This is a genomic window from Vibrio sp. 10N.261.51.F12 (assembly GCF_041471725.1).
In the GTDB taxonomy this organism is placed as follows: domain Bacteria; phylum Pseudomonadota; class Gammaproteobacteria; order Enterobacterales; family Vibrionaceae; genus Vibrio.
Genome location: NZ_JBFROV010000014.1, coordinates 349813 through 376719, shown reverse-complemented (window position 1 = coordinate 376719; position 26907 = coordinate 349813). Strand labels below are relative to the sequence as shown.

The window sequence follows — 26907 nt, the reverse complement described above, 5'->3', positions numbered from 1 at the left end:
GAAATTTATTTGTTTTTAATCAATGGGTTAAAATTATTAAGGAATGGGATTCCCAAAATAAAAAAACGCTTCTCAAATTGAGAAGCGTTTTCTAATCGGTTCAATACTGGGTCTTAACCTGCATCGCTGTCGATTTATCTGGCGTTAGGTCGTCTATTCTTGTTTGGCTTTTTAGTGGGTGGCGTTGCGCTATTGTTTCGGCTACCCGGCTTTTTTTTGCCATTTCGTTGGTTTTGTCCATCGGTACGAATGTCTGGTTGACCTTTGGTGTGCTTAGTTGCGAAGCGATGTGCACCGTGACGGCCTGATTTTCTGCGTTGAGCTGGGGTTTTTGAATCCAGATCTTCGGCCGGAACCAAGCAACTGTCTTTTTCGCCAATCAAGTACGCCTTACCCATGCTAATGAGGGCCTCACGTATCATTGGCCAGTTAGATGGATCGTGGTAGCGAAGTAGCGCCTTGTGGAGTCGACGCTGACGTTCACCTTTTGCAACGGGTATATCGATTCGTTTTTTGTACTTCACTCGCTTGAGCGGGTTGGTCTCCGAGTAATACATGGACGTGGCATTACACATTGGAGATGGGTAGAAGTTTTGGACCTGATCGCACTCAAAGTTGTTTTTCTTCAGCCAAAGCGCCAAGTTCAGCATGTCTTCGTCTTCGGCGCCTGGGTGCGCTGAGATAAAGTAAGGGATAAGATATTGTTTCTTACCTGCTTCCTTGCTGTATTTTTCAAACATTTCTTTGAAACGATCGTACGTGCCCATACCGGGTTTCATCATCAGATCCAGCGGGGCTTTCTCTGTGTGTTCAGGGGCAATTTTTAGATACCCACCGACGTGATGTGTAACCAGTTCACGGACATACTCTGGTGATTCAATTGCCAAATCGTATCGAACACCAGAAGCGATCAGGACCTTCTTAATGCCATCGACTTTTCTCGCTGAGCGATAGAGGTCGATGGTGTGTTTGTGGTCGGTATTAAGCTTGTTACAGATGCCCGGGAACACGCACGATGGTCGACGACAGTTTGCTTCTGCTTTAGGGTCGGAACACCCTAAGCGGTACATGTTAGCCGTTGGTCCGCCAAGGTCAGAGATGGTGCCGGTAAATCCTGGCACTTTGTCACGAATTTCTTCCAGTTCATTGATGATGGAATCTTTAGAACGGTTCTGAATGATGCGTCCTTCGTGCTCGGTAATAGAGCAGAATGAACAGCCACCAAAACAGCCACGCATGATATTGACCGAGGTTTTGATCATCTCGTAAGCTGGAATCTTGGCTTTGCCGTAGGCAGGATGAGGTACACGAGCATAAGGAAGCCCAAAGACGTAATCCATTTCATTCGTAGACAGTGGGATTGGTGCTTGGTTAACCCAAAGTTCACGGTTTCCGTGACGTTGAATGAGCGCTCTACCTGAATAAGGATTGGTTTCCAAATGCATGATTCGGCTAGCGTGCGCATACAAAATACGGTCGTTATTGAGCTTTTCAAACGGCGGAAGCCTAACGGCCGTTGTTTTTGAGTCGTGGCGGGAAGGTCGAATCGCAATTGGTTGAGCTTCTACCGTGACATCGGTTTCTTTTTTGTTTGTGTCGCAATTTGTTTCGACTTCATAAGGATTCTGTGGGACAAACGCTTTGCCCGGTTTTTCTATTCGCGATGAATCAATGATTTTGTAGCCTTCTGGCTCTGCAGGAAGGTTAATGGCAGTACCGCGGATGTTAGTCAGCGTTGTTATCGGCTCGCCATCAGCCAACCGATGGGCCACTTCAACTAGGGCTCGCTCTGCGTTACCAAACAATAAAATGTCGGCCTTTGCGTCAAATAGCACGGAGCGGCGTACTTTATCTGACCAATAATCATAATGGGCAATTCGACGTAGGCTTGCTTCAATGCCACCTAGCACAATAGGTGTCTCTTTGAACGCTTCACGACAGCGCTGAGAATAAACCAATGTGGCTCGGTCTGGGCGTTTGCCGCCTTCATTATTAGGCGTATAAGCATCATCATGACGCAGTTTTTTGTCAGCCGTATAACGGTTGATCATTGAGTCCATATTACCAGCCGTAATACCAAAAAATAGGTTCGGCTGGCCGAGCGCCATGAAGGCGTCTTTGTTGTTCCACTCCGGTTGAGCGATGATACCGACTCGAAAACCTTGAGCTTCTAATAGTCGACCAATGATTGCCATACCAAAGCTAGGGTGGTCCACATACGCGTCGCCCGTTACAATAATAATGTCACAGCTATCCCAACCAAGAGCATCCATCTCTTTCCTACTGGTGGGTAGAAATGGAGCAACACCGTAGCACTCAGCCCAGTATTTTTTGGTTTCATGGATTGGGGTTATGTCGTTGTACATGTTTTGACCTCTAACTTTGGAGGCGCGCATTATATACTTCTAATCGAGAGACTTCAAAATTAAAGCTTTGTCAATAAAGAGCGTAGGGTTATATGGAATGGGCATTGAGAGCAACAATAGTAAAGTGACTCAAGCTGATATATCATCAGCGCACTTTTATGTCTGTGAATAATGGAATTATGGTTTCTTCAATTCTAACGCTACTAGCGCCATCTATTACGGTGACATTGCTCATTCTTACGCTCATATTGGCTAAAGGTGATATCTGTCCAGGTCAGCGCGGCCGAATTCATAAATTGTTGCCAGCTATTGGTTTGCTGTGGTTGGCCATTGCCTCGCTTAAAGTAGAGGCCTTTCTTGTCGTTTTTGCTATTTTCTATTTTTATTCAAAAGTAAAAACGGGCAAAACGCGAGAGCGAGGTCCGTTTTGGGTTATCCATCTAGCCAATGGGTTTGGCATTGCCTTTTCCGCTATTCTTATTTCTTCGCAGGCAACATTTGGTCATGGGGTAGCGCTGTTAAGTTCCGGTCTTTTGCTTGGTACGGCCTTTGCTCACCTTTTGTTGACGATTGCTCGTACCCGTCTGCAAGCTTTCCACAGCGTTCTCCCTGTTTCTGGAGTGATACTTGCGATCGTATTCGCCGTTAGCTTTTTAGGGAACGCGTATCACTGGCAAGAAAGTGTCGCACAGCAGTATGTGGTTGAGCTTGTGATGTCTTTTGTGATGTTGCTAGTGGGGGTTACTTGCTGGGTCTGGCATCTTGTTCGCCATCATGCCCCTGAAAAACGTCAGCTCAGTGTTGCCTTTTTTTGCTTACTTTCTGCTAATGTCGGCTTGTTCCAGCTTTACGCGGTGATGTAGGGCGGATGCGGAAGTTTCATGTGAACACAGTCTGACATCTTGAATATGAGCAGCGTGTCGCTTTCTATTTCTTTAAACCAAGCTAGTCTTTAAAAGACTGGCTTTTTTTTGGGGAGAGTGACGATGGATTTAAGTAATGTCAGTGGTTTTGATAGCATCATTTTGCTGGGAATCGTGAACGAAAAGCTGCGTTTAGAGTGTGAATCCTTTGAAGAATTGGTATGCGCGTATGAGTTAGATATTGAAGGGGTTGTCGGTAAGCTTGATATGCTAGGCTATAAGTACGATCCGTTGACCAATCAATTTAAAGCGTATCAGCGATAAACACGCTCTAAATAACGTTGATATAGTAAGCTTGTCAGTTGTGTATCATTCGCAGGACAAGCTTATTGGCGGTATCTATTCAACGAAAGTAATCGGAGTGCTCAGAGGGTTATCCACAGCACTTCTTGTGTTTTTTCTTGCTACCGCAAGGGCAAGGATCGTTTCTGCCGACTTTCGATGATTCAATCGTGATAGGGCGAGGTGGTAGGCTATCATCTAACTCCCCATCGACGTAATACCACTGCTCGTTTTCAAACAGAAATCGTGAGCGTTCAGACAAGCAATGTTCAAATCCATTCTCTTCTAAATACGCTTTAAAAGTGACATAACCTTCATGCGAGTTTGCCCCGTTCTCTGTATTTGTCACTTCTAGCTTGGTCCATTTCCCATCAATTGAATCGGCAATAGAGTTACGCTCTTTTTCGGCCTGGCAGCTTGGATGGTAAGTATCAACAACGAAATCGACATTCTTTGTGATGTGTGCGCAGAAACGTGCCCGCATTAATTGTTGTGGTGTTGTGGCGAGGGCAGGGTTGAGATGGATTGGCTGGCAACAAGCTGAAAACTCTAGCTGGCTGCCACAAAAGCAAAGTGACATAGTGAACCTAAATTAAGCGTGAGTGTGATAGTCAGATTCGATCGTGAGTAGATCTTCTGTCCATTTTATCGCATCGTCATAGTGCTTTGCTAGTCTCTCATCATTAAGTTCAAGCTTATCGCGAAGTTGAATCACAAAAGACCAATCGGCAGCCTCGTAAGCTTTGACTAAACTCAATATATCCCCAAGCTTGCCTTTTTTAATCACCAATGCTGATTTTACTAGGTTATTGATTGGCATTTTATGCACAAGCTCTTCAAGCGGCTGATCAAACAATGAATCAAGTAATGAGAACATACCAGTAAGAAAGCCGAGACCATCTTCGATATTACTATTCATATCTTGCAAAATCAGTTCACAAAAGCGAGCTCGTTGGATCGATAAACTGTACAGAGAATCTGGTTTGTCGTCTTGCGTAGACGTGATTGCGACCAAGGAAATGAATTTACGTAAACGATCATCACCGAGGTAAACCAGTGCTTGTTTAAACGATTTGATTTCTGCACGGATGAGATAAGAAGAGTTTACAAACGTTAGCAGCTTGTAGGATAAGGTGACATCGAGCGAGAATAAGCGTTCTAGTTCATCATAATCTATATTTGGGTTGGAGATTTCTTTACATAGCTGAACAACCGTTGGAAATGACGGTTTTATCTGTTTGCGACGAATAAGTTGCGGCTTACTAAAAAAGTACCCTTGAAATTGGGTAAACCCTACCGATTTAGCTAGTTCAAATTCTTCATAAGTCTCAACTTTTTCTGCCAAGAAAATGATGTCGTGAGCATGTAGTTTGTTGATAAGCGCCTTGGCTTTATCAAGCGGATACTGACGAATATCGATCTTGATGATCGAGGTATACGGTAAGAACGGTAACCACTCCTTTTTAGGGATGAAATCATCTAAGGCAATAGTGTAACCCGCTTCCGCCATTTTTCGAACTGCAGACAACAGCTCCTTGGTCGGCTCGCAACTCTCGAGTATTTCGATGACTAAGTTATCTTTAGGAAATAGCGTAGGGACAAGGTTAACCAAACTCTGATAGGGAAAGTTAACGAAGCCAAGTTTATCGCCTATCGTACTGTAATGCGTGGCTAAAAAGTGCTCAGAAAGCAAACGATTTGTCGCGATATCGGGGTCAATATCAGGAAACGTATTATTCGGACCGTCCCTAAAAAGCAACTCATAACCAATGGTTTTTTGTTGATTATCTAGAATAGGTTGTCTAGCAATGTACGAGTATTTCAAATTTGGCATCGTGATCTCATAAACGTATCAACTATCTTAACGTCTAATAAGTAACGTTGACCATCGATCTGTCGGATTTTATGTGGAATGGCTCATGCTTTTGACAAAATGTCGGATTTGCAGTTCCTGTTTTCCAGGTGTGCAGACCAATACAGAGCCTTGTGTGTACCAATCACCAAGGACGATACGGGTGTATTCTTCGCCTTCGATATCAAATGTATGAATATTCGGACGGTGTGTGTGCCCATGAATCATGAGTTTGACATTCTCTGCTTGCATGACCACTTCAACTTCATGTTGTGTCACGTCCATAATATCAAGCGATTTCCCGATTTTTTCCTCTTTGATATCGCCTTGTATTTTATTAACAATACGACGTCTTGTAAAGAAGGGAAGTCGATTAAATAACCATTGAAGCCATGGTTGGTTAACTTTTGCTCGATAGGCGAGGTATTTAACGTCATCGGTACAAAGGGTATCTCCGTGCATGACGACAGCGCGTTGCCCGTATAAGTCAATGACGGTTTGTTCATTCAACAAGGTGATGCCCGTGTCGCGACAGAATCTTTTTCCAAGTAAGAAGTCACGATTACCCTGTAAGAAATAGCATGGGATACCCGATGATGTCAGTGTTTTGAATTCGTCTCGAATCGTGTGAGCAAAGTCAGAGGGATCATCGTCTCCGATCCAAAATTCAAATAGGTCACCCAGCACATAGAGTGCATCAGCGTGAGTCGCTTCGTTGCGCATGAACTGGATGAAGCATTCTGTCGTATCGGGGAGAGAAGGCGAGAGGTGCAGGTCAGATATGAATAAAGTCGTCATAATATGAGGAAAAGGAGAGCCACGCTCTCCCTAACCATTACTCGTGGATAGTTGTGCTAGTAATAAGCACTTCTTCTAGTGGTACATCTTGGTGCATACCCATAGAGCCAGTGCTAACGCCTTTGATTTTTTCTACGATATCTAGACCTTCAACTACTTCAGCAAACACGCAGTAACCCCAACCATCAAGACTTTCTGAGCGGAAATCTAGGAATTTGTTGTCGTTAACGTTAATGAAGAACTGAGAGCTAGCAGAATGTGGTTCCATTGTACGAGCCATTGCCAGTGTGCCAACTTTGTTGCTCAGGCCATTGTTTGCTTCGTTTTTGATCGTTGCACGTGTTGTTTTTTCTTTTAAGCCAGACGTCATGCCGCCGCCTTGAATCATGAAACCATCGATAACACGGTGGAACAAAGTGTTGTCGTAAAAACCATCACGGCAGTACTGTAGGAAGTTTGCACTTGTTTCTGGTGCTTTCTCTTCGTTTAATTGAACCTTGATGTCGCCGAAATTAGTATGAAGGGTGATCATGATGAATACCTATTTAACGTGTTTTTATGTTGAACCACCGATTCTAGCTTAAGTGACAAGACAAGCAAACGGTCAAATTCGCAGAATATCTAATTGGTGCGTGGTTTTTACACGATATTGGAAAGATCAACCATAAAGTACCGGAGTAATTGTGAGTTTTCTTTGTTTAAGCGCTCCATTATGTCGGCGATTATGGTTATAATCTCACATAACTTTACACGTAATTATCCAGATAGAGATCATGCTAAAAATATACAATACGCTGACGAGACAAAAAGAGGAATTCAAACCTATCCATGCTGGCAAAGTAGGTATGTATGTGTGTGGGGTCACCATTTACGATCTCTGTCATATTGGCCATGGCCGCACCTTTGTATCTTTTGATGTGGTTTCTCGCTACCTTCGCTATGTAGGTTATGACCTGACGTTCGTTCGCAACATTACTGATATCGATGACAAAATTATTAAGCGTGCGAATGAAAACGGTGAGACGTGTGACTCGCTCACTGAACGATTGATAGGCGAAATGCACGCTGATTTCGATGCGCTGAATATGAAACGCCCAGATGTCGAGCCTCGTGCGACGCAATTTATTGCTGAAATCATTGCACTTGTAGAACGCCTCATTGAGCGTGGTTTTGCTTATGTGGCAACGAATGGCGATGTGATGTTTGAGGTGAGTAAATTTGAGGATTATGGTCGTTTGTCTAAACAAGATCTCGACCAGCTTCAAGCAGGCGCTCGTGTTGATATTGAAACGGCAAAGCGCAGCCCACTTGATTTTGTATTATGGAAAATGTCTAAGCCTGGCGAGCCAACATGGGAATCACCTTGGGGGCCGGGTCGTCCAGGTTGGCATATCGAGTGTTCAGCAATGAACTCATCGATTCTTGGTGATCATTTTGATATTCATGGCGGCGGTTCGGACCTACAGTTCCCGCATCATGAGAATGAAATTGCTCAGTCTTGCTGCGCACATGATACGCCTTATGTAAACACATGGATGCACAGCGGCATGGTCATGATTGATAAAGAAAAAATGTCTAAGTCATTGGGCAACTTTTTTACCATTCGTGACGTATTATCTCATTATGATGCTGAAACGGTGCGCTACTTCTTAATGTCTGGTCATTATCGCAGCCAGCTGAATTACAATGAAGACAACCTGAATATGGCGAAGTCAGCGCTAGAGCGTTTGTATACTTCACTGCGTGGGTTAGATATCCAAGCTGAACCGACGGGTGGCGAGGAGTATGTAACTCGCTTCTCAACGGCAATGAATGATGACTTTAATACGCCAGAAGCTTATTCCGTTTTATTTGATATGGCTCGTGAGATTAATCGCCTTAAAACGGTTGAGTTAGCTCAAGCAAGTCAATTAGGTGCAGTGATGCGCGAACTTGCTGATGTTATTGGTATTTTACATCAAGATCCTGATGCATTCCTTAAAGGTGACGCAGGCAACAATGATGAAGTAGCCGAAATTGAAGCACTAATTAAACTTCGTAATGACTCTCGCGCGTCAAAAGATTGGGCAAATGCTGATTTAGCTAGAACGAAATTGACTGAAATGGGCATCGTTCTTGAAGACAGTTCAGAAGGCACAACGTGGCGCCGTAAATAGCGTAAGCGTTTTCCTTTTATAAGAATAATCTCAGCCCTTGCTTGCAAGGGTTTATTTTTAAGTTTTAGCTTTGGTGTAATGTTTTGGCTCAAATGTATTTTTATTACTCTGCAATGAATGCGGGTAAATCGACCACACTGCTTCAGTCGTCATTTAATTATCAAGAGCGAGGTATGAACCCGCTTATCTATACGGCAGCGCTTGATGACCGTTATGGTACTGGTAAGGTGAGTTCGAGAATTGGTTTGCAATCGGATGCACAGTTATTTAAACCAGACACTGACCTTTATACTGCTATCTCTGAGCTTCATAACGAGGCGACTCGACACTGTATCTTGGTCGATGAATGCCAGTTCTTATCCAAAGAACAAGTGTATCAGCTGACAGAAGTGGTTGATAAACTTCATATCCCAGTACTGTGTTACGGTCTACGCACCGATTTTTTAGGTGAGTTGTTTGAAGGAAGCCGACAGCTATTAGCATGGGCCGATAAACTGGTTGAGCTCAAAACGATTTGTCATTGTGGCCGCAAGGCGAATATGGTTATCCGTACCGATGAGCATGGTGTGGCGATTGCACAAGGTGACCAAGTGTCGATCGGGGGAAATGATAAGTATGTTTCCGTTTGCCGCCAACACTATAAAAGCGCCCTAGGTAAGTAATAAGAGTTACGGACCCTACGCGGAGTCAGGCACAAAAAAAGGAAGCGAGTCGCTTCCTTTTTTTATCTGGCGCTATTAGGTTGATTTATTACTCAGTCATATCGATGTCGAGTGCATCGAGCGTATGTTGGTATTTAAATGTGAAACCAAAAGCCTGTAGTTTACCGCTTGATATGGCCTTGTCTGGGGTAGAGTTTACCGCGTTTAGTGACGAGTCTACCCCTGCCGCTTTCAATGCAGAGCGATAAAAAGTGGCTTTATCACAGGTGTCTGGCGTCGTCACATTGAGCACTTCGTTTTTGATTTCTTTTAATACAAAGCTGACTGCAGCAATTGCATCATGAAGATGGAGCATATTTGCAGGCGCTCTATCACTGACCGATTTAATCTTAAGCGCAAAGCGAGAAGGATGCCGATTGGGACCAAAAAGTCCACTGCAGCGCACGATCGCGTAATCAAGCTGAGAACGAACAACATGCTCTTCTGCGGTAAGCATAACAACGGATTTATCACTAAAGTCAGCTTGTGTTTGGCTTAATGATAAGCTTGCCATATCTTCGGTCATCAATGTTGGCCGGTCGGGATAGACGGAGGTTGAGCTAATCATAATGACTTTGCGGACATTAGCTTGTTTCGCGAGGTCGACCAGTCGAGCCCATTGTGTCGCGTACATTGTGCCACGACCTTGTCGAAATCCTGGTGGAAAACAACCGATGATAGTGGTGATTTTTTTCTGCTGTAACGCCTTAACGAATGTGTTTTGATTGTCATCGTTAATAGCGGTGAGATTACACTGCAAAGCATCGATCCCATCACCTTCTAGTGCCGCAACACCTTGTTCTGATGTCTTAGTCGCCGTTACGTTGTAGCCTTGGTTCATTAAGTGCTCAGCGAGTGGGCGGCCTAGCCAGCCTGCGCCGACGATTAATACAGAAGAATCTTGCATGCTACGAGTCCTTAAACAAATGCCTAGTTAGCTCACGAAGTCGCTTATGAGCGGCATCGTTACTTTTGCTTGAATGCTGAATAATGTCGATATTGACGACAGCGGAAAGTTTTTCAAATGCTAAGGGCACAGTAACCAATTGCCCCTGTCTCAATGCTTCTTTTGCCAGATAGCTAGGAGCAAATGTCCAACCACAGCCCGCGATGCACCAATCTATAATCATACTATAGCTATCAGAGTGCCACACATCTGGGCTGAGAACTTGATGGAAGCTGCTCGCTTGGGAATTGCGCGCGCTGATGACAAGCTGCCTATGCAAACTTAACATTTCGATATGAGGAGAGCGTGTCTGTGCGAGCGGGTGTTTTGAAGAAACATAAATATCAAAGGCGATTGTGCAAACATGTTCAAAATCGAGGGAGAAAGGAATGAGGTGTTCGCCGTAAAGCAACCCAGATGTCGCTCGACCAGACTGTACCATATCAATAATATCGACACTGGAAGCGAGCAAGCATTCAACCTTTAGAGTAGGAAATTCTGTATCTAGAGTTTGCAAAATAGGGGTAATTTGTTCAAGAGGAATACCTTCATCAACGGCTAAAACTATGGGGTGAACCTTAGTTTGTGCTAGATTGGCGACTTGTTCACTGAGCCTATTGTGTTGAACCATCACAGCCTTGGCGTACGGGAGTAACGTGTGACCAGCCTCAGTTAATACAGGGTATCGGCCTCTCCGGTCGAATACGCTCACACCACAATCTATCTCTAGATTTCCAATATTTTGACTAATGGCAGATTGAACCTTTCCAAGTTGCCTTGCTGCAGCTGAAAATGAGCCCGTTTCTACCGTCGTAATAAATGCTTCAATTTGCTCGATACTTAACATATCAGTAATCCTGATGTTACCTAACTTTCACTAGTGATAAGCATAGACCATAATCGTTACCATGTTGAATGTGATTTATGGTTATCTATATGAATAATAAAGAAAGAGTATTCCACGCTATCATGTTTGAAGTATTGGCGTTAGCTATCATTATACCTGTGGTTTCTTGGGTTTCCGGGACAAGTTCTGGGTCGTTGGTCATTGTTGGGGTTGGAATGAGCGTATTCACGGTGATCTGGAATTATTTCTACAATATTGTGTTTGATAAATACATGGGGGAGAATCGCGAAACTCGCACTATGACAGTCAGGGTCATGCATGCGTTGGGCTTTGAGGCTGGGCTTATAGGATTTACTATTCCAGTTATCGCATGGTTCTTGCAGGTTTCGTTATTCGCGGCATTGTTGATCGAGGCTGGGTTTCTTGTTTTCTTCTTCTTTTATACAACGTTATTCAACTGGGCATATGACAAATGGCAGCCTTATCAACGTCTATTCATGTGTTGATGAACTCGCTGGCTGTGGTGCTATAAAGATGGAAAAAGCGAAGTTGTGAAAACGGATAGGGGATATCACATAGACGGCTTCAAACGGTCGCCTATGTGTTATCGAGGTGTTTTACAGTCGAGCGTTTAGTACGCGTAGCACTTTGTCGGCATGCTCTGCGACTTCAATGCCTTCACCTGTTAAGTATCCACCATCTGGCATAGTACACAAACCTTTCGCATAGAGCGCTTGAACCGCTTTTTGTGTCTCTTCGTTGGCGTCGGTATGAACTTTGATTCCTGTGGCTGAACTGCTTAGGTCAAATTGCAGGAGCAAGTTAAGTTCGGCAAGGTGTTCTAACGTTAATTTCATAGAGGTGCCTTTTCATTTAGATTGTTCGATCAACATAGTGCGATTTGAGTTCATTGACAATCATATAGTGAATAATTTGTTAGCTAACCCCGTGTTCTCAGAGAGAAGGGTGAATATTTTATGCTAAGTGGATGAATTGTAATCAGTTGGAACACTAAGTCATGTCTTTTATCGTGAACTTTGAATATAGTTCATGGTCCATTATATTGTTGTGCCTTTACTTCACTTAGATTGATAAGCAGTCTGAGTCTACGGGAGAAAAAATGTCTACACGCAAAGCGATAGTAGTACTGACGTGTGTTTTGGGCATTGCTTCTTGTGCTTCAACGCCTACCGCGGTTGATCGAGACCCAAACCTTAGCGCTGAGCAAATCCAGACAGCGCAAAAACAAGAATATAACGAAATTTTGGCGACTCATTCATTGTGGACTAAACGTTTAGAAGACGCAGAGTCTCTGCGAATTTATGCGCCCGAAAATTACCGCGATATGATGTCTTCTTGGAAAGATGCTCATGAGCTTTTTATCGAAATGAGAAAAAACCCAGCGCAAGTAGATGTTAAGCACTCTGTGTTTTCCAGTGAAACTTACGCGATTGCATTTCGAGATAGAGTGAATACTGTCGAATACAATTTTACCGCTATCCAGCGTCTAAAAAAACAAGCCGACGAACTGCTTGCCCCGGCAATGACTCAGATGGCCTACCTGAGAAAGCTTGATGCCGCAAAATACTTTAGACATGCAAATACAACCGTTACGCGAGAATACGAACAATTGTTTCAGTATCTAGTGGTGTCGGAAGTGGATCGAGCTGAAAATTACCAAGCGATCTTCCTTGAAAAAGCAACGGCGTTAGAAGTTCGTGTTATTGACGCTATGTATGTAGATCCGCTTGCGAGTAAGTTGTCTAATCTTTCAAGTGCGCGCTACAATATATTGGCGCCAATCAGCTTTAGTTATGTCGATCAAGGCATCATCGAGCTAAGAAAATTTGTTAGTCAATCACCTCGAGATTTTGAAACTATCGAACGCGATGTTGATAGCATTAATTTTCAATTTCGCCGATTAGAAGCCGTTGTGACTGAAGTAACAAAGCTGAATGATGTAGAAAAATCTAATTTTGAGCCACTGGTTCTTGCTGCTGAGTCGCGACTACATAAAATTTCCACTGTAGCCAAAGGGAATGATTATCGAGATCAAGATCTTACCACGCAATCTGAGCGAATTGCTCATGATGTGGAGATGTTGAATAAAGCAGAACAGTCTTCTGCCTTGCGTAAAGAAAATGCGCAGTTGAGACAAAAAATCGCACTGCTTGAATTACAAAATAGTAGTGACCAAGGTAATACTGAACAAGTGGTAACAGAAGTGATGGACAAAGCCGCTTACAATCGACTTGAGATAGAAAACCTAAAGAAGTTGGTGAGTGCGTTGCAAGAAAAAACGACGGACTAACGAGTCAACTCATGCCTATTTAACTACGGCAAAAAACATTAAAAACAAACCTAAAAAACACTGCCTAAAGCGGTGTTTTTTAGGTTTTCTAAGGATGAAAAATAAGGCTGCAAAAATACATACCTATATATTACTTATTGTTTTCTTATGACTATTTTCCATAGTGATGGCGTGATGTGTGTTTTATATTGATTAGCGCTGAAAATGTCACTTGCCATATCAATTGATTGGGCGCATTATCCGCCACCATCAAATTGTAACTAAATATGTGTTTAAAAAATGGAAATGAACCAGTTCGATTCTTTGTTACCACCACAAATGGCTGAACGCGCCGCTGAAGCTGGTGTAGGTAAAGCAACGAAAGACCCAATGAAATCTTTCTTACTCGCAATTACAGCAGGTTTGCATATTGGCATTGCTTTTATCTTTTACACAACGATTACAACTGGGGCTGGAGACCTGCCTTGGGGTTTAACTCGGTTTATGGGCGGCCTTGCATTTAGTCTTGGGCTTGTACTAGTGATTATTACCGGCGGTGAGCTGTTTACTAGCTCAGTCTTAACCTTAGTCGCAAGAGCAAGCGGCAAGATCAGCTGGGGCGCATTATTTAAGAATTGGGCGGTGGTCTACTTTGGCAACATGCTGGGTGCGCTGTTCCTTGTTGCCATCATGCTCACCGCGAAACAATACTTGTTCGATGATGGCCAGGTTGGGTTAAATACGATGCACATCGCGCAACACAAGCTTCACCATGGATTTTGGCAAGCGGTAGCGTTGGGTATTATGTGTAACGTTTTGGTTTGCGTTGCCGTATGGATGACATTTAGCGGTCGCACATTAACGGATAAGATTATCGTTATGGTTCTCCCTGTTGCCATGTTCGTATCCGCTGGGTTTGAACACTGTATTGCCAATATGTTTCAAGTCCCAATGGCCATTGGTATTAAGTATTTTGCACCGGCTGAATTCTGGCAAAACATAGGCGCAACACCGGCTGACTTTGTCGATTTAAATCTAATCGGGTTCGTCACAAATAACCTGATCCCTGTCACCCTTGGTAATATCATCGGTGGCGGCATATTTGTTGGAATGTTGTACTGGCTAATCTATTTGCGTGATTAACATGGTTCGACCGCCGTTTAAGGTGGTTGATTAATACGTTACCTGATACTGAACATCGCTTATTGCTTATTGCTTATTGCTTATTGCTCAGTGTCAGGAATCTCGACACTAAAACCAAAGTATATTTTTTGTTGTTTGTCTCCAATCTTTGGGTTCTGTAGAGTCCCTTCCATCCCTCTTTAGTGGGGGATTCGCATCAACTGCCCTTGGTGTCTGAATCAACCAGTTTTTTGAATCGTCTAGCGGCGTACTTGATATAGGCCGCATTTCTTCACCCACCATTCTTCCGTCTCCTAAGTTATCAATACAATATCGCTACTCAATCCATAGTGCGTGTCATCGCTTACTTTCATTACCGTATCCCTCTCTTATGACGATTTAATGAAGCTGATGATGTGGAATGCAGGGTGTGGTTAAAAAAATATCGACAAGTCAGTAGCTTGGTTATCCACATATACTGTGGATAACCAAGTTTAAACTAGGTGTGTAACGTCCGGTTTGCTGATTATTTGTTCAATTACTGCTCACTAGTGGGGAGGATGAGTGGCTTGCCGGAGGACGTAAAGTTGCCCCTAATAATTAGGTTCAAGTTGATGGTAATCGATACGGTCATCATCACAAATATGGCCAGCATAATAAGCAGTTGATATTTTATCGCAACCAGTGGATTAGCACCGCCTAAAATCTGACCAGTCATCATTCCCGGCAATGAGACTAAGCCGGTTGTAGCCATTGTCGCGAGGATCGGTGCTAGAGATTTTTGCAACGCAACACGCACGAACGGCAATGTCGCAATGGAGACTGACGCCCCCAAAGAGATGGCGGCTTCATACTCAGCCCAGCGATCTTGTAACGCCCCAAAAAAGTTCTGCAGTGCAACGATATTGCCACTAATACTGTTCCCCAAAAGCATCCCCGCGAGAGGAATGACATATTGTGCACTGTAAAAAGGAGTGGGTTGGATAATGGCGATACAAAGGATAGCAACGACGGGAAACAACCCAAATGATAGCGAAGCGACTACATAAGGTAACAAATGACGTTTAGGGAGTTTTGCCTTACTTAAAACAGCGCTGGCACCAACCACAATCATGACAGCAAGCCAGATGATATTGACCACGATACTATTTAAAAAGAACAAATATTCGAGATAGAGGCCGACAAGCGCAAGCTGAAGTGACATTCGAAGGATGCTAAAGCAAGCATCTTTATTGAGGTTAAGCTTGTAATAATGACTGATTGAAAAAGGGATCAACAATACCACTGAAAAAGCCAACAGTTGCCACCAGCTGATATCTATAACGTCTTGCATATTCGACCGTTTATAAAACAAAATTGCCACTATTCTACTTGACTCGCGTATGCCTCACACCGTTTATTTGGGGCGGTTTCTTATCATTTTTATAACATTCTGGTGTCTTTTACTCGGTAAATAGCGCTGAATTCGTCAATATCTACCACGTGAATCTCACTGTCTACCACGTAAATTTGGTTGAAATGTTGCATATTTGCTGTGTTGTTTACATACTTATAAAAACATTAATTCTTCACATCCATTCATAATTTTTCATATTGGCATTTAATTGATTACAACTCAGGATGACCTCAAAAAAGTGTGGATTAACAAGGCGTGAGGGGGCGGAAACGGTTGAACCTTACATAAGGTATGGTTTAGCATTTTCGGCAGATAGTTTTAATAATTGGTTTATTCATCAGAATAAATCGCAGCTTTAACACGATACAAAATAGGCAAATGTATGAGTGATGTTAACAAAGTTGAGAGTGCTGAAAAACATGGTATGGAATGGAAGTCATTCTTTTTCATCTGCGCAGTTTTCTTTCCTCTCTTGAGTGTAGCGATCGTCGGTGGTTACGGCTTTACGGTGTGGATGCTTCAAATATTTGTATTTGGTCCTCCAGGTATGCACGGCTAATTAACCGCCAATTCAATCTATTACGAGTTTCGAGAGAGTAAGTCATGAAATCCTTTTTAACCAAACTTTGGCGTACCATCAGTAAGCCAGCTGTCCACATCAGTTTAGGTGTACTCACCGCTGGTGGTTTTTTAGCCGGCGTGATCTTTTGGGGTGGCTTTAATACCGCTCTAGAGGCAACCAACACCGAAGAGTTCTGTATTGGTTGTCACACTATGAGTGAGAATGTATACGTTGAACTTCAAGAAACGGTTCACTGGAAAAATAATTCTGGTGTTCGTGCGACTTGTCCCGATTGTCACGTACCCCATAACTGGACCGATAAAATTGCCCGTAAGATGCAAGCTTCTAAAGAAGTGTTTGCGCAAATCTTTGGTGATTTAGATACACCAGAAAAATTTGAAGCGCGCCGCTTCGCGCTAGCTCGTCACGAGTGGGACCGTTTTTCTGCCAATGGGTCTTTGGAGTGTAAAAACTGCCACGCTTATGAGTCGATGGATTTTGAAACCATGTCTCCGACTGCTCGTATTCAAATGAAATCTGCGGCAGAGCGTGACCAGAGTTGTGTCGACTGCCATAAAGGCATTGCCCACCACCTACCAAAAGATATGGCGCAAGCGTCTGGTATTGTTGGTGAACTAGAACAAGTCGCAAGCAGCACGTCTTACTCGAAAGGTAACGATGTCGTTTCTATTCGTCATTTACCGCTGTATACCGACGAGACAGGTGCAACGGAAGCGGGTCTATTAAGCCCAGCAAGTGAAGTGGCAATCGTTGACACCAAGGGTGACATGATCGAAGTCCAAATCGATGGCTGGCGTAAAGCGAAGGGCTTTGGGCGAGTAATCCAAGAAGACTTTGGTATGAATATCTCGACAGCGATCCTAAATAAAGAAGTATCGCAAAGCGCTGACGTAACGGTTGGTGAGAAAAAAGAAGACGAGCTTACAGGTCTACCTTGGGAAGAAGTTACAGTTAACCTTTGGATGAAAAAAGAGTCCATGTTGCCTGATTACACTCCAATTTGGAACGCGGCAGGTCAAGCGTATCAAACGAACTGTTCTACGTGTCACACACAACCAGATGTTGCACACTTTAGCGCGAACGGTTGGGTCGGCATGCTGGACGGTATGATCGCATTTGTGAACTTCGATAGAGATACTGAGGCATTGGTTCTTAAGTATCTACAGAAGCACTCATCAGATTTCTCTGAAGGCCACCACTAATAGACGTTAATTGGAGTAACAAAATGGCAATTACACGAAGAAGCTTCCTTAAGGGTGTGGCCGGCACAAGTGCTGCATCTCTAATCGGTCCTAGCTTGTTAGCTTCGGCGTCTGCTAGTGCAGCTGAAGTAGACGGAACCTGGAAAACATCAGGTTCACACTGGGGTGCGTTTCGTGCCCGAGTGTGGGGCGGTAAGGTTCAGGAAATTAAACCACTAGAAGTCGACAAATACCCAACTGAGATGCTTAACGGCATCAAGGGAATCATCTATAGCCCATCACGTGTACGTTACCCAATGGTACGCCTAGATTGGTTAAAGAAACATAAATATGCGGCTGAGACGCGCGGCAACAACCGCTTTGTTCGTGTTACATGGGATGAGGCGCTTGACCTTTTCTACCGTGAGCTTGAACGCGTACAAAAAGATTACGGTCCTTGGGCGCTGCATACCGGTCAAACGGGTTGGCGACAAACCGGTCAGATGCACAGCTGTAACAACCATATGCAGCGTGCAATGGGTCTACATGGCTACTCTGTAAAAAAAGTAGGTGATTACTCTACTGGTGCTGGTCAAACGATCTTACCTTATGTCCTGGGTTCTACTGAGGTGTATGCACAAGGTACATCTTGGGAGTTGATCCTAGAGAATAGTGATAACATTATTCTTTGGGCAAACGATCCTGTGAAAAACCTGCAAGTCGGTTGGACATGTGAAACTCACGAGTCGTTTGCTTATCTAGAGCAACTGAAAGAAAAGGTCGCGAAAAAAGAGATTAACGTTATCTCTGTTGACCCTGTGAAGAACAAAACGCAACGTTACCTTGAGAATGAGCACTTGTATGTGAACCCTCAAACCGATGTGGCGTTTATGCTTGGTATGGCGCATACCCTTTATAATGAAGATTTGCACGATCAAAAATTCATCGATACTTACTGTCTCGGATTTGAAGATTTCGTTAGCTATCTTCAGGGTGAGTCAAAGGACAAGATTGAGAAGACACCTGAATGGGCTGCAGAGATCTGTGGTGTATCTGCGGACAAGATTCGTGAGTTTGCCCGTATGCTGGTGCAAGGTCGTACTCAATTCTTGTTTGGCTGGTGTATTCAGCGTCAAGAGCACGGTGAGCAACCTTACTGGATGGGTGCTGTATTGGCATCGATGATTGGTCAGATTGGTCTTCCTGGTGGTGGTGTATCTTACGGACATCATTATTCTGGTATTGGTGTACCGTCGACGGGTTTTGCCGCGCCTGGTTCATTCCCGCTGAATATTGATCAGGGCCAAACGCCAAAACATACCAACCAAGATTTTAATGGCTACAGTCGTGTTATTCCGGTTGCGCGTTGGGTGGATGCCTTATTAGAGCCGGGCAAAAAGATTAACTCCAATGGTTCGGTTGTTACGCTACCGGATGTAAAAATGATGGTATTTAGTGGTAACAACCCTTGGCATCACCACCAAGATCGTAACCGAATGAAGAAAGCCTTCAGAAATTTGCACACCGTGGTTTCAATTGACTTTGCTTGGACAGCGACGTGTCGCCATGCCGATATCGTATTACCTGCATGTACTCAGTGGGAGCGTAACGATATCGATGGCTACGGGGCATACTCAGGTCGTGGTCTTATAGCGATGCATAAGCTCGTTGATCCTTTGTTCCAGTCTAAGACTGACTTTGACATTATGACTGAGCTAACACGTCGTTGGGGTGTGTCTGATGATTACACTCGTGGCATGTCAGAGATGCAATGGGTTAAATCACTTTACGATAACTGTAAAGAAGCCAACAAAGGCAAGTTTGACCTTCCTGAATTTACAGAGTTCTGGGAGAAAGGCTTCCTCGATTTTGGTACCGGCAAGCCTTGGGTTCGTCATGCTGATTTCCGAGAAGATCCGGAGATTAATGCACTTGGTACGCCATCTGGTTTTATCGAGATCACGAGCCGTACTATCGGCAACATGGGCTATGAGCACTGCCAAGAACACCCAATGTGGTTTGAAAAATCAGAGCGTTCTCATGGTGGACCAGGTTCTGAACAGCATCCGTACTGGCTGCAATCATGTCACCCGGACAAGCGTTTGCACTCTCAAATGTGTGAATCAGAAGATTTCCGAGCGACTTATGCAGTACAAGGTCGCGAGCCAATCTACATTAACCCTAAAGATGCGAAAGCAAAGGGTATTAATGATGGTGACTTAGTCCGTGTGTTTAACGACCGTGGTCAATTATTAGCTGGTGCCGTCGTGACGGACAGTTATGCTCCTGGTGTTGTGCGTATCGAAGAAGGTGCTTGGTATGGGCCTCTTAACGAAAAAATAGGTGCGCTTGATACTTATGGCGATCCAAACACGTTGACGCAAGATATTCCGTCTTCAGAGCTTGCTCAAGCAACGTCAGCAAACACCTGCTTGGTTGATTTCGAGAAGTTCAAGGGTAAAGTGCCACCAGTAACCGCCTTCGGTGGACCGATTGAAGTCGCTTAGCGAGCAAGGTCTTCTACAGAGTTTTAACTAGCACACAAAACCCATTCTTCGGAATGGGTTTTTTTGTGCTTGAGAATATACTTATCATGTAATCTATTAACTAGGTCGAGGACGTATGACCGAATATATACCTTTCTCCAAAGAGGTTGATGCGCTTGCAATTAACCCTGATATTTGTATTACAACATCCTCTGGTGAGTTGAACTTCACTTACACGAGCCTAAATTTTACCCCGCTTTCTTCCCGAACAGCATTAGCACGATTTGAAAACCAAGTTGAGACAGACGCAAGGTTGCTCGGAGATGGCTTTCAAATGCTGTGTCAAACCTCCGGTACTGTCAATCAGCTCATCGATATTGGTCGCTGCCCTGACAACAGTGCCAGCTATCGTATTTACGATGAACATGCTCCCAAGCGTTTTTACAATTATCTGTTGGTTGAGCAGTCTGCAGGCTTTACGCTATTTGGCTTTACCTCCTGTCACCGGTTTGCCGGTTACTTTGAATTGCAAGCTGGCGTTCATGGTATTGATGTGGTGGCATTTCTCGATGGTGAGCATAGTGAGCCTCAGCATTGGCAAGATAACCAATTAGAGTCGTTAGTCGTGCTACATGGTGAGGCGATGGACAGCGTATTTGAACAATTTTCTCGCCTGATTGCTTGTCATCATCCAGTGAAACCCGGCGTATTGAAACCAAGCCCGATAGGGTGGTGTTCATGGTATGCCTATTATGCCGATGTGAACCGTCAAAATGTAATTGATAACGTTCAGGTGATGGAGCAAGACCAAGCCGATCTTGAATGGGTGTTACTTGATGATGGTTATCAGGCTTTTATGGGTGACTGGTTGACGCCTTCAGAGAAATTTGACGGCGGGATAAAGACGCTGATTGCGAGTATTCGTCGCAGTGGAAAAAGACCTGCAATTTGGATGGCACCATTTATCGCCCAAGCAGAATCAGACGTGTTTAAGCAACATCCAGATTGGTTTCTTAAACATGCGGATGGGTCATTACTCAAGGCGGAAGACGTGACCTACGGCGGCTGGCGATGCACGCCTTGGTATATTCTTGACTGCTCGAACCCAGACGTACTCGCTCACCTGACTCACGTAGTAAAAACGATGCGTGAAGAATGGGGTGTTGAGCTGTTTAAGCTGGATGCTAACTATTGGGGAACACTGCCAGGGCAACGCTGTAAACCGGGAGTGACCGGTGTAGAAGCCTATCGCTTAGGGATGGAGGCCATTACGGAAGGTGCTGGAGAGGCGTTAGTATTAGGTTGCAATGCGCCTATGTGGCCGTCGCTTGGGCTTGTGGATGCCATGCGTGTATCGGATGATGTTGAGCGCGATCCGGCTCGCTTCGAACAAATAGCAAAAGAGACCTTTTTGCGCAGCTGGCAGCATCAACGACTGTGGTTAATTGATCCCGACTGTGCCACTTTTACTTCATTGCCTAATCAAGGCACAGACCGAGCGAGTTATGAATTTCATCGCAATGTGCTCTTGGCATCGGGGGGGGTGTTGTTATCGGGTGACCCACTACCAGAATTGACACCGTTTGCAAAAGAAACATTGGCAAGCTTAGTAAGTCGTCAGAAACAAACCGATCATACCTCTATCTTTCAATCATTGACAATGAATCACTCAACCTTAAAGCTGACCGAGCAGCGCTGGCTGCACTGTTTGTTTCATTACGATGAAATTGGTACTGACTATACCCTAACATCAGAATACCCATGCGATTGGTTCGACTTCTGGACAAGAGAAAAGCTTAACGCTGACCCTACACACATACAAGTGGTCCCTCTCAATCGAGCTCGTGAAAGTCGCGCTGTGGTTGCCGTGTTTGCTAGTGGAGAGTGATGGCATGTTTGATGTCTGATCGAATCTCGTCGCTAGGGGAGTAGGAACGTAGACCTTTTACCCGTTAAAGCCTTAAGTCGTGCTTTAGCGGGTAAGATTAAATCTCAAATAACCAATAGTAGCTATAGCCAACAACCAAGGCTGGAATAGCCGAATAAACGGTAGCCACTAATGCCGCTTTCGGTGCCATTGCGATCGCTGGGAAAAGTGCATCGCCGTCATTTGAAATTGCGTTAGAAAGCTGCGTAGACATCGGCACCGCACCGGTAAGATAAAGGCTTGTCACCAGAATTTGAGGCCCGCAACCGGGCAATAATCCGATGGCGACTCCCATCAAAGGCATGTAGACCCCCCAACCTGAAAATGAAGTGCTAAGGTCAATGTGTGCAAAATGTAGGGTGAGTTCAAATGCTAAAAACGCAACGATCACCCAAGCACTCACGAAGTGGGTGTCCTGCGCTGCTTTTTGCATTGGATGCGAGGTGGGCAATTTGTCATCTTCAGCGACCGTGCTCTGATAGTCTTCAATCTCTTTGGTAAATGCCCATAAAGACATAATTACTACCGCTAAAACGGCACCAAGCCACTCAATGGTATTTGGACTTAACCCAAGCAGTGTATTAACGTCAATTTGGAACGACATCGTAAAAGCCACGATAAGTGAAGGAAGTATCATCCATTTCCAAAATAACCCTTGAAGATTGATTGCCATGATTTGTATCGGACTGGAAAGCTCGTCTTGCTGACGAGTATTCGGATCGTGAGAATCACAACCGCATGCTGGCTTCGTTGGTGTGATAGCTTTAGTTGACGTAATAGCTCCCGTTGGCGTAATAGCTCTAGTTGACCTAACAGCATCAACAAGTTGAGTGACTTTGGGACGTAGAAAGTCTGGTTTATGAATAGCATTGACGACCAGTCCGCTCACGATACCGACGACGACACCTGCTGCGACTAATCCGAGACCAGTACTTGGACGACTAGCCAAGATTAAAAATGCGGCATCGCCCATCGTTGCGGTTAGTACGGCAACGATCGATCCAAATCCAACTTTTCCTGAAACAAATTGAGTGGTGACGATAATAGCGCCACCACAACCTGGCAGAGCGCCTAACAAAGAGGAAAAGACCACTTGATGTTTAGGAGAGTGTTGATAGAGCTCGACAAGCGCGTGTTTGCTGGAAAAAAATCGAGAAATATGGTGATACACGGCAAGGGTGAATACCACATAACATGCGACGGCCCAGTACGCATCAGAAAGTGCGGCAACCCCAAGGCTTCGAGTTGGTTCGCTAACCAGCAATGCGATCAAGGTTACCGGAAGTAATAAGCGTTTGTATGCGGATTTGAATTGCTCTAATGACAATCCATTCAAGCTTCCAATATTCTTAACGTGTTCCATAAATTCCGCCAATGCAAATGAGAGCCGTTATCATTATATATTCTTGATAATGATTATCAATAGCAATTTGAATGTTTTGTCCGTCAAGAAATTCATTTAAAGCACTTACAGGCGATGACAAATTCGCAAAATCAGGTAAAGTATCGCCCTTGTGAGCAGTTGTCGTGGGGCACATACCCACAAGATTAAACATAGTTAGGAAGTATAATGATTCTAGTTGTCGGTCATAAAAACCCAGATAGTGATAGCATTTGCGGTGCACTAGTAGCGACAGAACTACTAAAAGCACGTGGTCTTGAAGCTAAACCTATTCGCCAAGGCGAAATCAATCGTGAAACTCAGCACATTCTTGCAACCGCTGGTGTTGAGCAGCCTGAATTGCGTACCAGCGTAGCGGGTGAAAAAGTTTGGTTAGTAGACTATACCGATTTGGCTCAGGCGCCAGACGATATTAACGAAGCCGAAATTCTAGGTATTGTTGACCATCACCGTCTTGGTGACGTGATGACAGTGAATCCACTTGAAGCGTGGATTTGGCCTGTAGGCTGTACTTGTACTATTTTGTTCAACCTATTCAAAATGGAAGATGCTGAGATCACTCGCCCGCTAGCGATTCTGATGATGTCTGCCATCTTGTCAGACACGGTTGGCTTTGCGTCTCCTACTTGTACGCAAAAAGATAAAGATGCAGTAGAAGCATTAGCGACTATCGCAGGCGTTACAGACCTAGACTCATTCATCAAAGACCTGTTGATCGCAAAAACAAACATCGAAGGCCTCACTGCTGCAGAACTGGTTGAAAAAGATCTGAAAGCATACCCATTCAATGGACGTGATGTGGTTGTTGGCCAAGTTGAGCTTGCGACATTAGAACAAGTAGACGGAATGATTGAAGCGCTTGAGCAAGATCTTGTTCGTCGCTGTGATGACGATGCTTTAGCGTTTGCCGCTGTGATGTTAACCGATATTACGACAGCACAAACACGCTTGATTTATAAGGGTGAGTGGGCAGATAAATTGGTGAAGCATGAAGTTGAAGGCATGTTGATGATGGAAAATACGTTGAGCCGTAAGAAGCAAGGTTGGCCTTGGCTTCAAGGTGAACTTGTTTAATCATCCCCAAGATTAAGTAAGCCCTAGCACTGTTTGTATTTTGTCGCCAATGGCCTTTGAATACAATTATTAGTGCTAGGGCTTTTTATTAGGTATAAGCTTGTACCAATAGTAACACTCTATATAAGGCATGAAACCATGGCACTAGAGCAAAATCAAATCGAAGAAATTGTGCGTTACGACGAAGAAAAGCGCTTTAAATATAGCGTGAAGACAATGACGCAAGAGCGTCAAATCTGGATTCTTACCGACGAGCATGGCTGCGTGATGTTAAACACAGAAGAAGAAGACTGTGTGCCAGTTTGGCCAAATCAAGAGTTTGCTGAGCAGTGGGCAACAGGTGAGTGGTCAGAGTGTAAAGCTGAGTCTATCTCGTTGAACAAATGGCACAGTCGCTGGACGACAGGCTTGGAAGACGATGAACTGGCTGTCGTGGTATTTCCAAATCAAAATGAAGAAGGGGTAGTAATGTTCCCTGATGAGTTTGATTTTGAACTCAAAAAACAAGCGTCAAAAACACGCTAGGTTGACGGTCAAACGGTAGTACACCCTGCGGTCGCCAAACCCCATTTAGAAAAAAGCTCAGCCTAGGCTGAGCTTTTTGCATTCTAATGAGACGGCGATTTTAATCGTGTACCTTACCTTCAATACCTAAGATGAAGAAGTACTAAAACGGTTTAGTCGCGCTTCCATAAGATATGGCAGAATTTATTGTCTGGATCACGGCTGACGAGAAGGCGAGCAAAGACATCATCCAGCGCATCATCTTCTTCGTTGACAAGGCCAATACGGACTTCGGCAAAGGTTTCGTCCACAGCGAAGCCAACGTGCTCAGGCCAATCGCTACCGGTCTCCACGAGTTCAGCAGCGCCACGGTCTTCAAATTGAGCAGTAAACAGAATAACGTCTACTGCTTCTAGGTTGTCCGGTGCCATCTCTAAAAAAATGTCGTAGGCGGCATCGATCACGTCGTCGTATGAAATGAGTTCTGACATAATATTAAGCTCGGTTCATGTATTTGCGTTCAGTGGTGTTAATCACAACGCGATCGCCTGTTGCAATGTATTCAGGTACTTGAATAGTAAGACCTGTCGCAAAGCGTGCTGGCTTAGAGCGAGCAGAAGCAGAAGCCCCTTTGATTGATGGGTCTGTCTCTTCAATAACTAATTCGACGGATGAAGGTAACTCTAAACCTGCAGTTCTGCCATCAATCAAGACAACTTGTACGCCCTGCGTATCTTCGTTGATGAATAACAAATCATCCGCAATTTCGTCTTGTTTAAACGTAAACTGAGTGTAGTCTTCGTTATCCATAAAGATGTACTCATCACCATCTACATAAGAAAACGTTACGTTTCGTTTGTTCATTTCAACGGTATCAACAAGTTCATCAGACTTATATCGTTCTTCGATTTTTGAGCCAGTTGCTAAATCTGTGCAGCGCAGTTTATAGATTTTTGCACCACCGCGACCGCCAGGGGTCGTAATCTCGATATCTTTAATTAGCAACGTCTTACCATTTGACTCAATCGCAAAACCTTTTTTAAGCTCACTTGCCTTTGGCATGAAATTTTTCCTTCGTTTTAATTAGACAGCTGATTATACGACCGAATACTATCTTTGCTCAAGAACCAAGTTCGTTCGACCCGTTAGATTGCTCAATAAAGGGGTGGCGTGAGAAAGTCCTCACGACGACGTGGTCGATTAGATCTTTGAAGTTATTTGAATCTGAGTCGATGCGAACGTACACTGGCCATATTCTCAAGTTGAAATGAAACAGTCAGTGCCAGCAATTAACAACGACGCTCAGTCTATCCCTCAGGCGCATTATCAGCCCGCTATCAACGATCTTCTCTCGTGCTTGAAGAGTGGGTTACGTGGCAACCTTCACAGCGTGTATATCTATGGTTCGGTGGCATACGGAAGGGCGGTTCCTGGTCTCTCAAACCTTGATGTTGTAGTGGTCACTCATCAGCCATTTTCAAGTAGTGAGCTCAAACTGCTCAATACGATTAACTGGCGTTTTCAAAAAGATTTCCCTTTTATCGATGGCGTGCTAATTCGGCGGACGGTGGTCAGTGAAGTCGCCTCTTTAGAGGCATTGTTTACCTGGGGCTTTTTGATTAAGCAATGTTGTGTGTGTGTACTAGGGGATGACCTATCGGAATGTTTTGGTGATTATGTGCCCAGTTGGGAAATTGCCAAACAATGGAATATGGACATAGCGCAGGCACTGCCTATAGTTCGCCATCGTGTTGCGACCGCTCAAACCCAAAAGGAATTGCTGAAAGCGCAGCGTTTTATGTCTAAAAAGCTGCTTAGAGCCGCTTATGGCGTGGTGATGCACAAAACAAAAATCTGGCGCGATGAACCGAAGCAATGCGGAGAGCACTTTCTTCGCTACTACCCAGACCAAAAAGTGGTTGTGGAGCGGCTCCAGATATTACTCGGACCACGAGCTATTCCAAAACGTTCGGTGGTTGGGCTACTTGATGACTTCGGGGCTTGGCTCATTAAAGAGTACAAGAGAACCGAGTTTAGGATTGGTTGAAGAAACACAGGGAAAGCGGGTTTC

General features: G+C 44.3%; 26 protein-coding genes. 14 read left to right on the top strand and 12 right to left on the bottom strand.

Features of this window, described 5'->3' with window-relative positions; all coding sequences use genetic code 11:
* Nucleotides 1–134: 134 nt before the first annotated feature.
* Entirely contained in the window at nt 135–2366 is a 2232-nt protein-coding gene (locus AB4405_RS08990; protein WP_372060492.1) for a YgiQ family radical SAM protein, read from the bottom strand.
* A gap of 179 nt (nt 2367–2545) precedes the next feature.
* On the opposite strand from AB4405_RS08990, the gene AB4405_RS08985 reads away from it, so the two are divergent.
* Entirely contained in the window at nt 2546–3229 is a 684-nt protein-coding gene (locus AB4405_RS08985) for a hypothetical protein (RefSeq protein ID WP_372060693.1), read from the top strand.
* A 123-nt stretch (nt 3230–3352) separates the two neighbouring features.
* On the top strand, nt 3353–3553 hold the full coding sequence (locus AB4405_RS08980) for a DUF4250 domain-containing protein (RefSeq protein ID WP_372060491.1): 201 nt from the start codon (nt 3353–3355) through the stop codon (nt 3551–3553).
* A gap of 109 nt (nt 3554–3662) precedes the next feature.
* On the opposite strand, the gene AB4405_RS08975 is transcribed toward AB4405_RS08980, so the two are convergent.
* From AB4405_RS08975 to AB4405_RS08960, 4 genes are all read right to left on the bottom strand, one after another.
* A complete protein-coding gene (locus AB4405_RS08975; RefSeq protein ID WP_372060490.1) occupies nt 3663–4151 on the bottom strand; it encodes a YchJ family metal-binding protein in 489 nt (162 codons plus the stop codon).
* Between the two features lie 12 nt (nt 4152–4163).
* Entirely contained in the window at nt 4164–5396 is a 1233-nt protein-coding gene (locus AB4405_RS08970) for an EAL and HDOD domain-containing protein (RefSeq protein WP_372060692.1), read from the bottom strand.
* 78 nt (nt 5397–5474) lie between these two features.
* Complete coding sequence (gene lpxH / locus AB4405_RS08965) at nt 5475–6221, bottom strand: UDP-2,3-diacylglucosamine diphosphatase (RefSeq protein ID WP_372060489.1); 747 nt, start codon at nt 6219–6221, stop codon at nt 5475–5477.
* 37 nt (nt 6222–6258) lie between these two features.
* Nucleotides 6259–6753 (bottom strand): peptidylprolyl isomerase, encoded by a 495-nt coding sequence (locus AB4405_RS08960; protein ID WP_102470481.1) that lies wholly within the window; start codon nt 6751–6753, stop codon nt 6259–6261.
* Between the two features lie 241 nt (nt 6754–6994).
* On the opposite strand from AB4405_RS08960, the gene cysS reads away from it, so the two are divergent.
* Together cysS and AB4405_RS08950 are read left to right on the top strand one after the other, a co-directional pair.
* Nucleotides 6995–8377, top strand: coding sequence for a cysteine--tRNA ligase (gene cysS, locus AB4405_RS08955; protein WP_372060488.1), 1383 nt, complete (start codon nt 6995–6997; stop codon nt 8375–8377).
* Between the two features lie 83 nt (nt 8378–8460).
* Nucleotides 8461–9039 carry a thymidine kinase gene (locus AB4405_RS08950; RefSeq protein WP_102470483.1) on the top strand — a complete coding sequence of 193 codons (579 nt, stop codon included), beginning with the start codon at nt 8461–8463 and terminating at the stop codon, nt 9037–9039.
* Between the two features lie 88 nt (nt 9040–9127).
* Here AB4405_RS08950 and AB4405_RS08945 read toward each other — a convergent pair whose 3' ends face one another.
* Together AB4405_RS08945 and AB4405_RS08940 are read right to left on the bottom strand one after the other, a co-directional pair.
* Nucleotides 9128–9985, bottom strand: coding sequence for an NAD-dependent epimerase/dehydratase family protein (locus AB4405_RS08945; protein WP_372060487.1), 858 nt, complete (start codon nt 9983–9985; stop codon nt 9128–9130).
* A 1-nt stretch (nt 9986) separates the two neighbouring features.
* Nucleotides 9987–10871, bottom strand: coding sequence for a LysR family transcriptional regulator (locus AB4405_RS08940; RefSeq protein ID WP_102470485.1), 885 nt, complete (start codon nt 10869–10871; stop codon nt 9987–9989).
* Nucleotides 10872–10960: 89 nt separating this feature from the next.
* On the opposite strand from AB4405_RS08940, the gene AB4405_RS08935 reads away from it, so the two are divergent.
* Nucleotides 10961–11377 (top strand): PACE efflux transporter, encoded by a 417-nt coding sequence (locus AB4405_RS08935; RefSeq protein WP_372060486.1) that lies wholly within the window; start codon nt 10961–10963, stop codon nt 11375–11377.
* 111 nt (nt 11378–11488) lie between these two features.
* Here the strand turns inward: AB4405_RS08935 and AB4405_RS08930 are convergent, their stop codons facing one another.
* On the bottom strand, nt 11489–11728 hold the full coding sequence (locus AB4405_RS08930) for a TIGR02647 family protein (RefSeq protein WP_102470486.1): 240 nt from the start codon (nt 11726–11728) through the stop codon (nt 11489–11491).
* Nucleotides 11729–11991: 263 nt separating this feature from the next.
* Between AB4405_RS08930 and AB4405_RS08925 the strand changes: the two genes are divergently transcribed.
* Together AB4405_RS08925 and focA are read left to right on the top strand one after the other, a co-directional pair.
* Nucleotides 11992–13182, top strand: a complete 1191-nt coding sequence (locus tag AB4405_RS08925) for a hypothetical protein (RefSeq protein ID WP_372060485.1) — start codon at nt 11992–11994, stop codon at nt 13180–13182.
* A gap of 279 nt (nt 13183–13461) precedes the next feature.
* Nucleotides 13462–14304 (top strand): formate transporter FocA, encoded by an 843-nt coding sequence (focA, locus tag AB4405_RS08920; protein WP_102470488.1) that lies wholly within the window; start codon nt 13462–13464, stop codon nt 14302–14304.
* 517 nt (nt 14305–14821) lie between these two features.
* Here focA and AB4405_RS08915 read toward each other — a convergent pair.
* Nucleotides 14822–15616 (bottom strand): ABC transporter permease, encoded by a 795-nt coding sequence (locus AB4405_RS08915; protein ID WP_372060484.1) that lies wholly within the window; start codon nt 15614–15616, stop codon nt 14822–14824.
* A 445-nt stretch (nt 15617–16061) separates the two neighbouring features.
* On the opposite strand from AB4405_RS08915, the gene torE reads away from it, so the two are divergent.
* The 4 genes from torE (at nt 16062) to AB4405_RS08895 (ending at nt 21817) form a co-directional block, all read left to right on the top strand.
* Nucleotides 16062–16238 (top strand): trimethylamine N-oxide reductase system protein TorE, encoded by a 177-nt coding sequence (torE, locus tag AB4405_RS08910; protein WP_372060483.1) that lies wholly within the window; start codon nt 16062–16064, stop codon nt 16236–16238.
* Nucleotides 16239–16282: 44 nt separating this feature from the next.
* Nucleotides 16283–17464 carry a pentaheme c-type cytochrome TorC gene (gene torC, locus AB4405_RS08905; RefSeq protein ID WP_372060482.1) on the top strand — a complete coding sequence of 394 codons (1182 nt, stop codon included), beginning with the start codon at nt 16283–16285 and terminating at the stop codon, nt 17462–17464.
* 23 nt (nt 17465–17487) lie between these two features.
* Complete coding sequence (gene torA / locus AB4405_RS08900; RefSeq protein WP_102470492.1) at nt 17488–19950, top strand: trimethylamine-N-oxide reductase TorA; 2463 nt, start codon at nt 17488–17490, stop codon at nt 19948–19950.
* Between the two features lie 115 nt (nt 19951–20065).
* A complete protein-coding gene (locus AB4405_RS08895) occupies nt 20066–21817 on the top strand; it encodes a glycoside hydrolase family 36 protein (RefSeq protein ID WP_372060481.1) in 1752 nt (583 codons plus the stop codon).
* A 97-nt stretch (nt 21818–21914) separates the two neighbouring features.
* On the opposite strand, the gene AB4405_RS08890 is transcribed toward AB4405_RS08895, so the two are convergent.
* Nucleotides 21915–23219, bottom strand: coding sequence for a putative manganese transporter (locus AB4405_RS08890; protein ID WP_372060480.1), 1305 nt, complete (start codon nt 23217–23219; stop codon nt 21915–21917).
* A 207-nt stretch (nt 23220–23426) separates the two neighbouring features.
* Between AB4405_RS08890 and AB4405_RS08885 the strand changes: the two genes are divergently transcribed.
* On the top strand, nt 23427–24332 hold the full coding sequence (locus AB4405_RS08885; protein ID WP_372060479.1) for a manganese-dependent inorganic pyrophosphatase: 906 nt from the start codon (nt 23427–23429) through the stop codon (nt 24330–24332).
* A gap of 138 nt (nt 24333–24470) precedes the next feature.
* Complete coding sequence (locus AB4405_RS08880; RefSeq protein ID WP_102470496.1) at nt 24471–24857, top strand: DUF2750 domain-containing protein; 387 nt, start codon at nt 24471–24473, stop codon at nt 24855–24857.
* Nucleotides 24858–25009: 152 nt separating this feature from the next.
* Here the strand turns inward: AB4405_RS08880 and AB4405_RS08875 are convergent, their stop codons facing one another.
* Nucleotides 25010–25327: an HI1450 family dsDNA-mimic protein gene (locus tag AB4405_RS08875; protein ID WP_102470497.1), complete on the bottom strand. Its 318-nt coding sequence runs from the start codon at nt 25325–25327 to the stop codon at nt 25010–25012.
* Nucleotides 25328–25331: 4 nt separating this feature from the next.
* Nucleotides 25332–25898, bottom strand: coding sequence for an elongation factor P-like protein YeiP (yeiP, locus tag AB4405_RS08870; RefSeq protein ID WP_372060478.1), 567 nt, complete (start codon nt 25896–25898; stop codon nt 25332–25334).
* Between the two features lie 205 nt (nt 25899–26103).
* Between yeiP and AB4405_RS08865 the strand changes: the two genes are divergently transcribed.
* Nucleotides 26104–26883 carry a nucleotidyltransferase domain-containing protein gene (locus AB4405_RS08865; protein ID WP_372060477.1) on the top strand — a complete coding sequence of 260 codons (780 nt, stop codon included), beginning with the start codon at nt 26104–26106 and terminating at the stop codon, nt 26881–26883.
* Nucleotides 26884–26907: the final 24 nt, after the last annotated feature.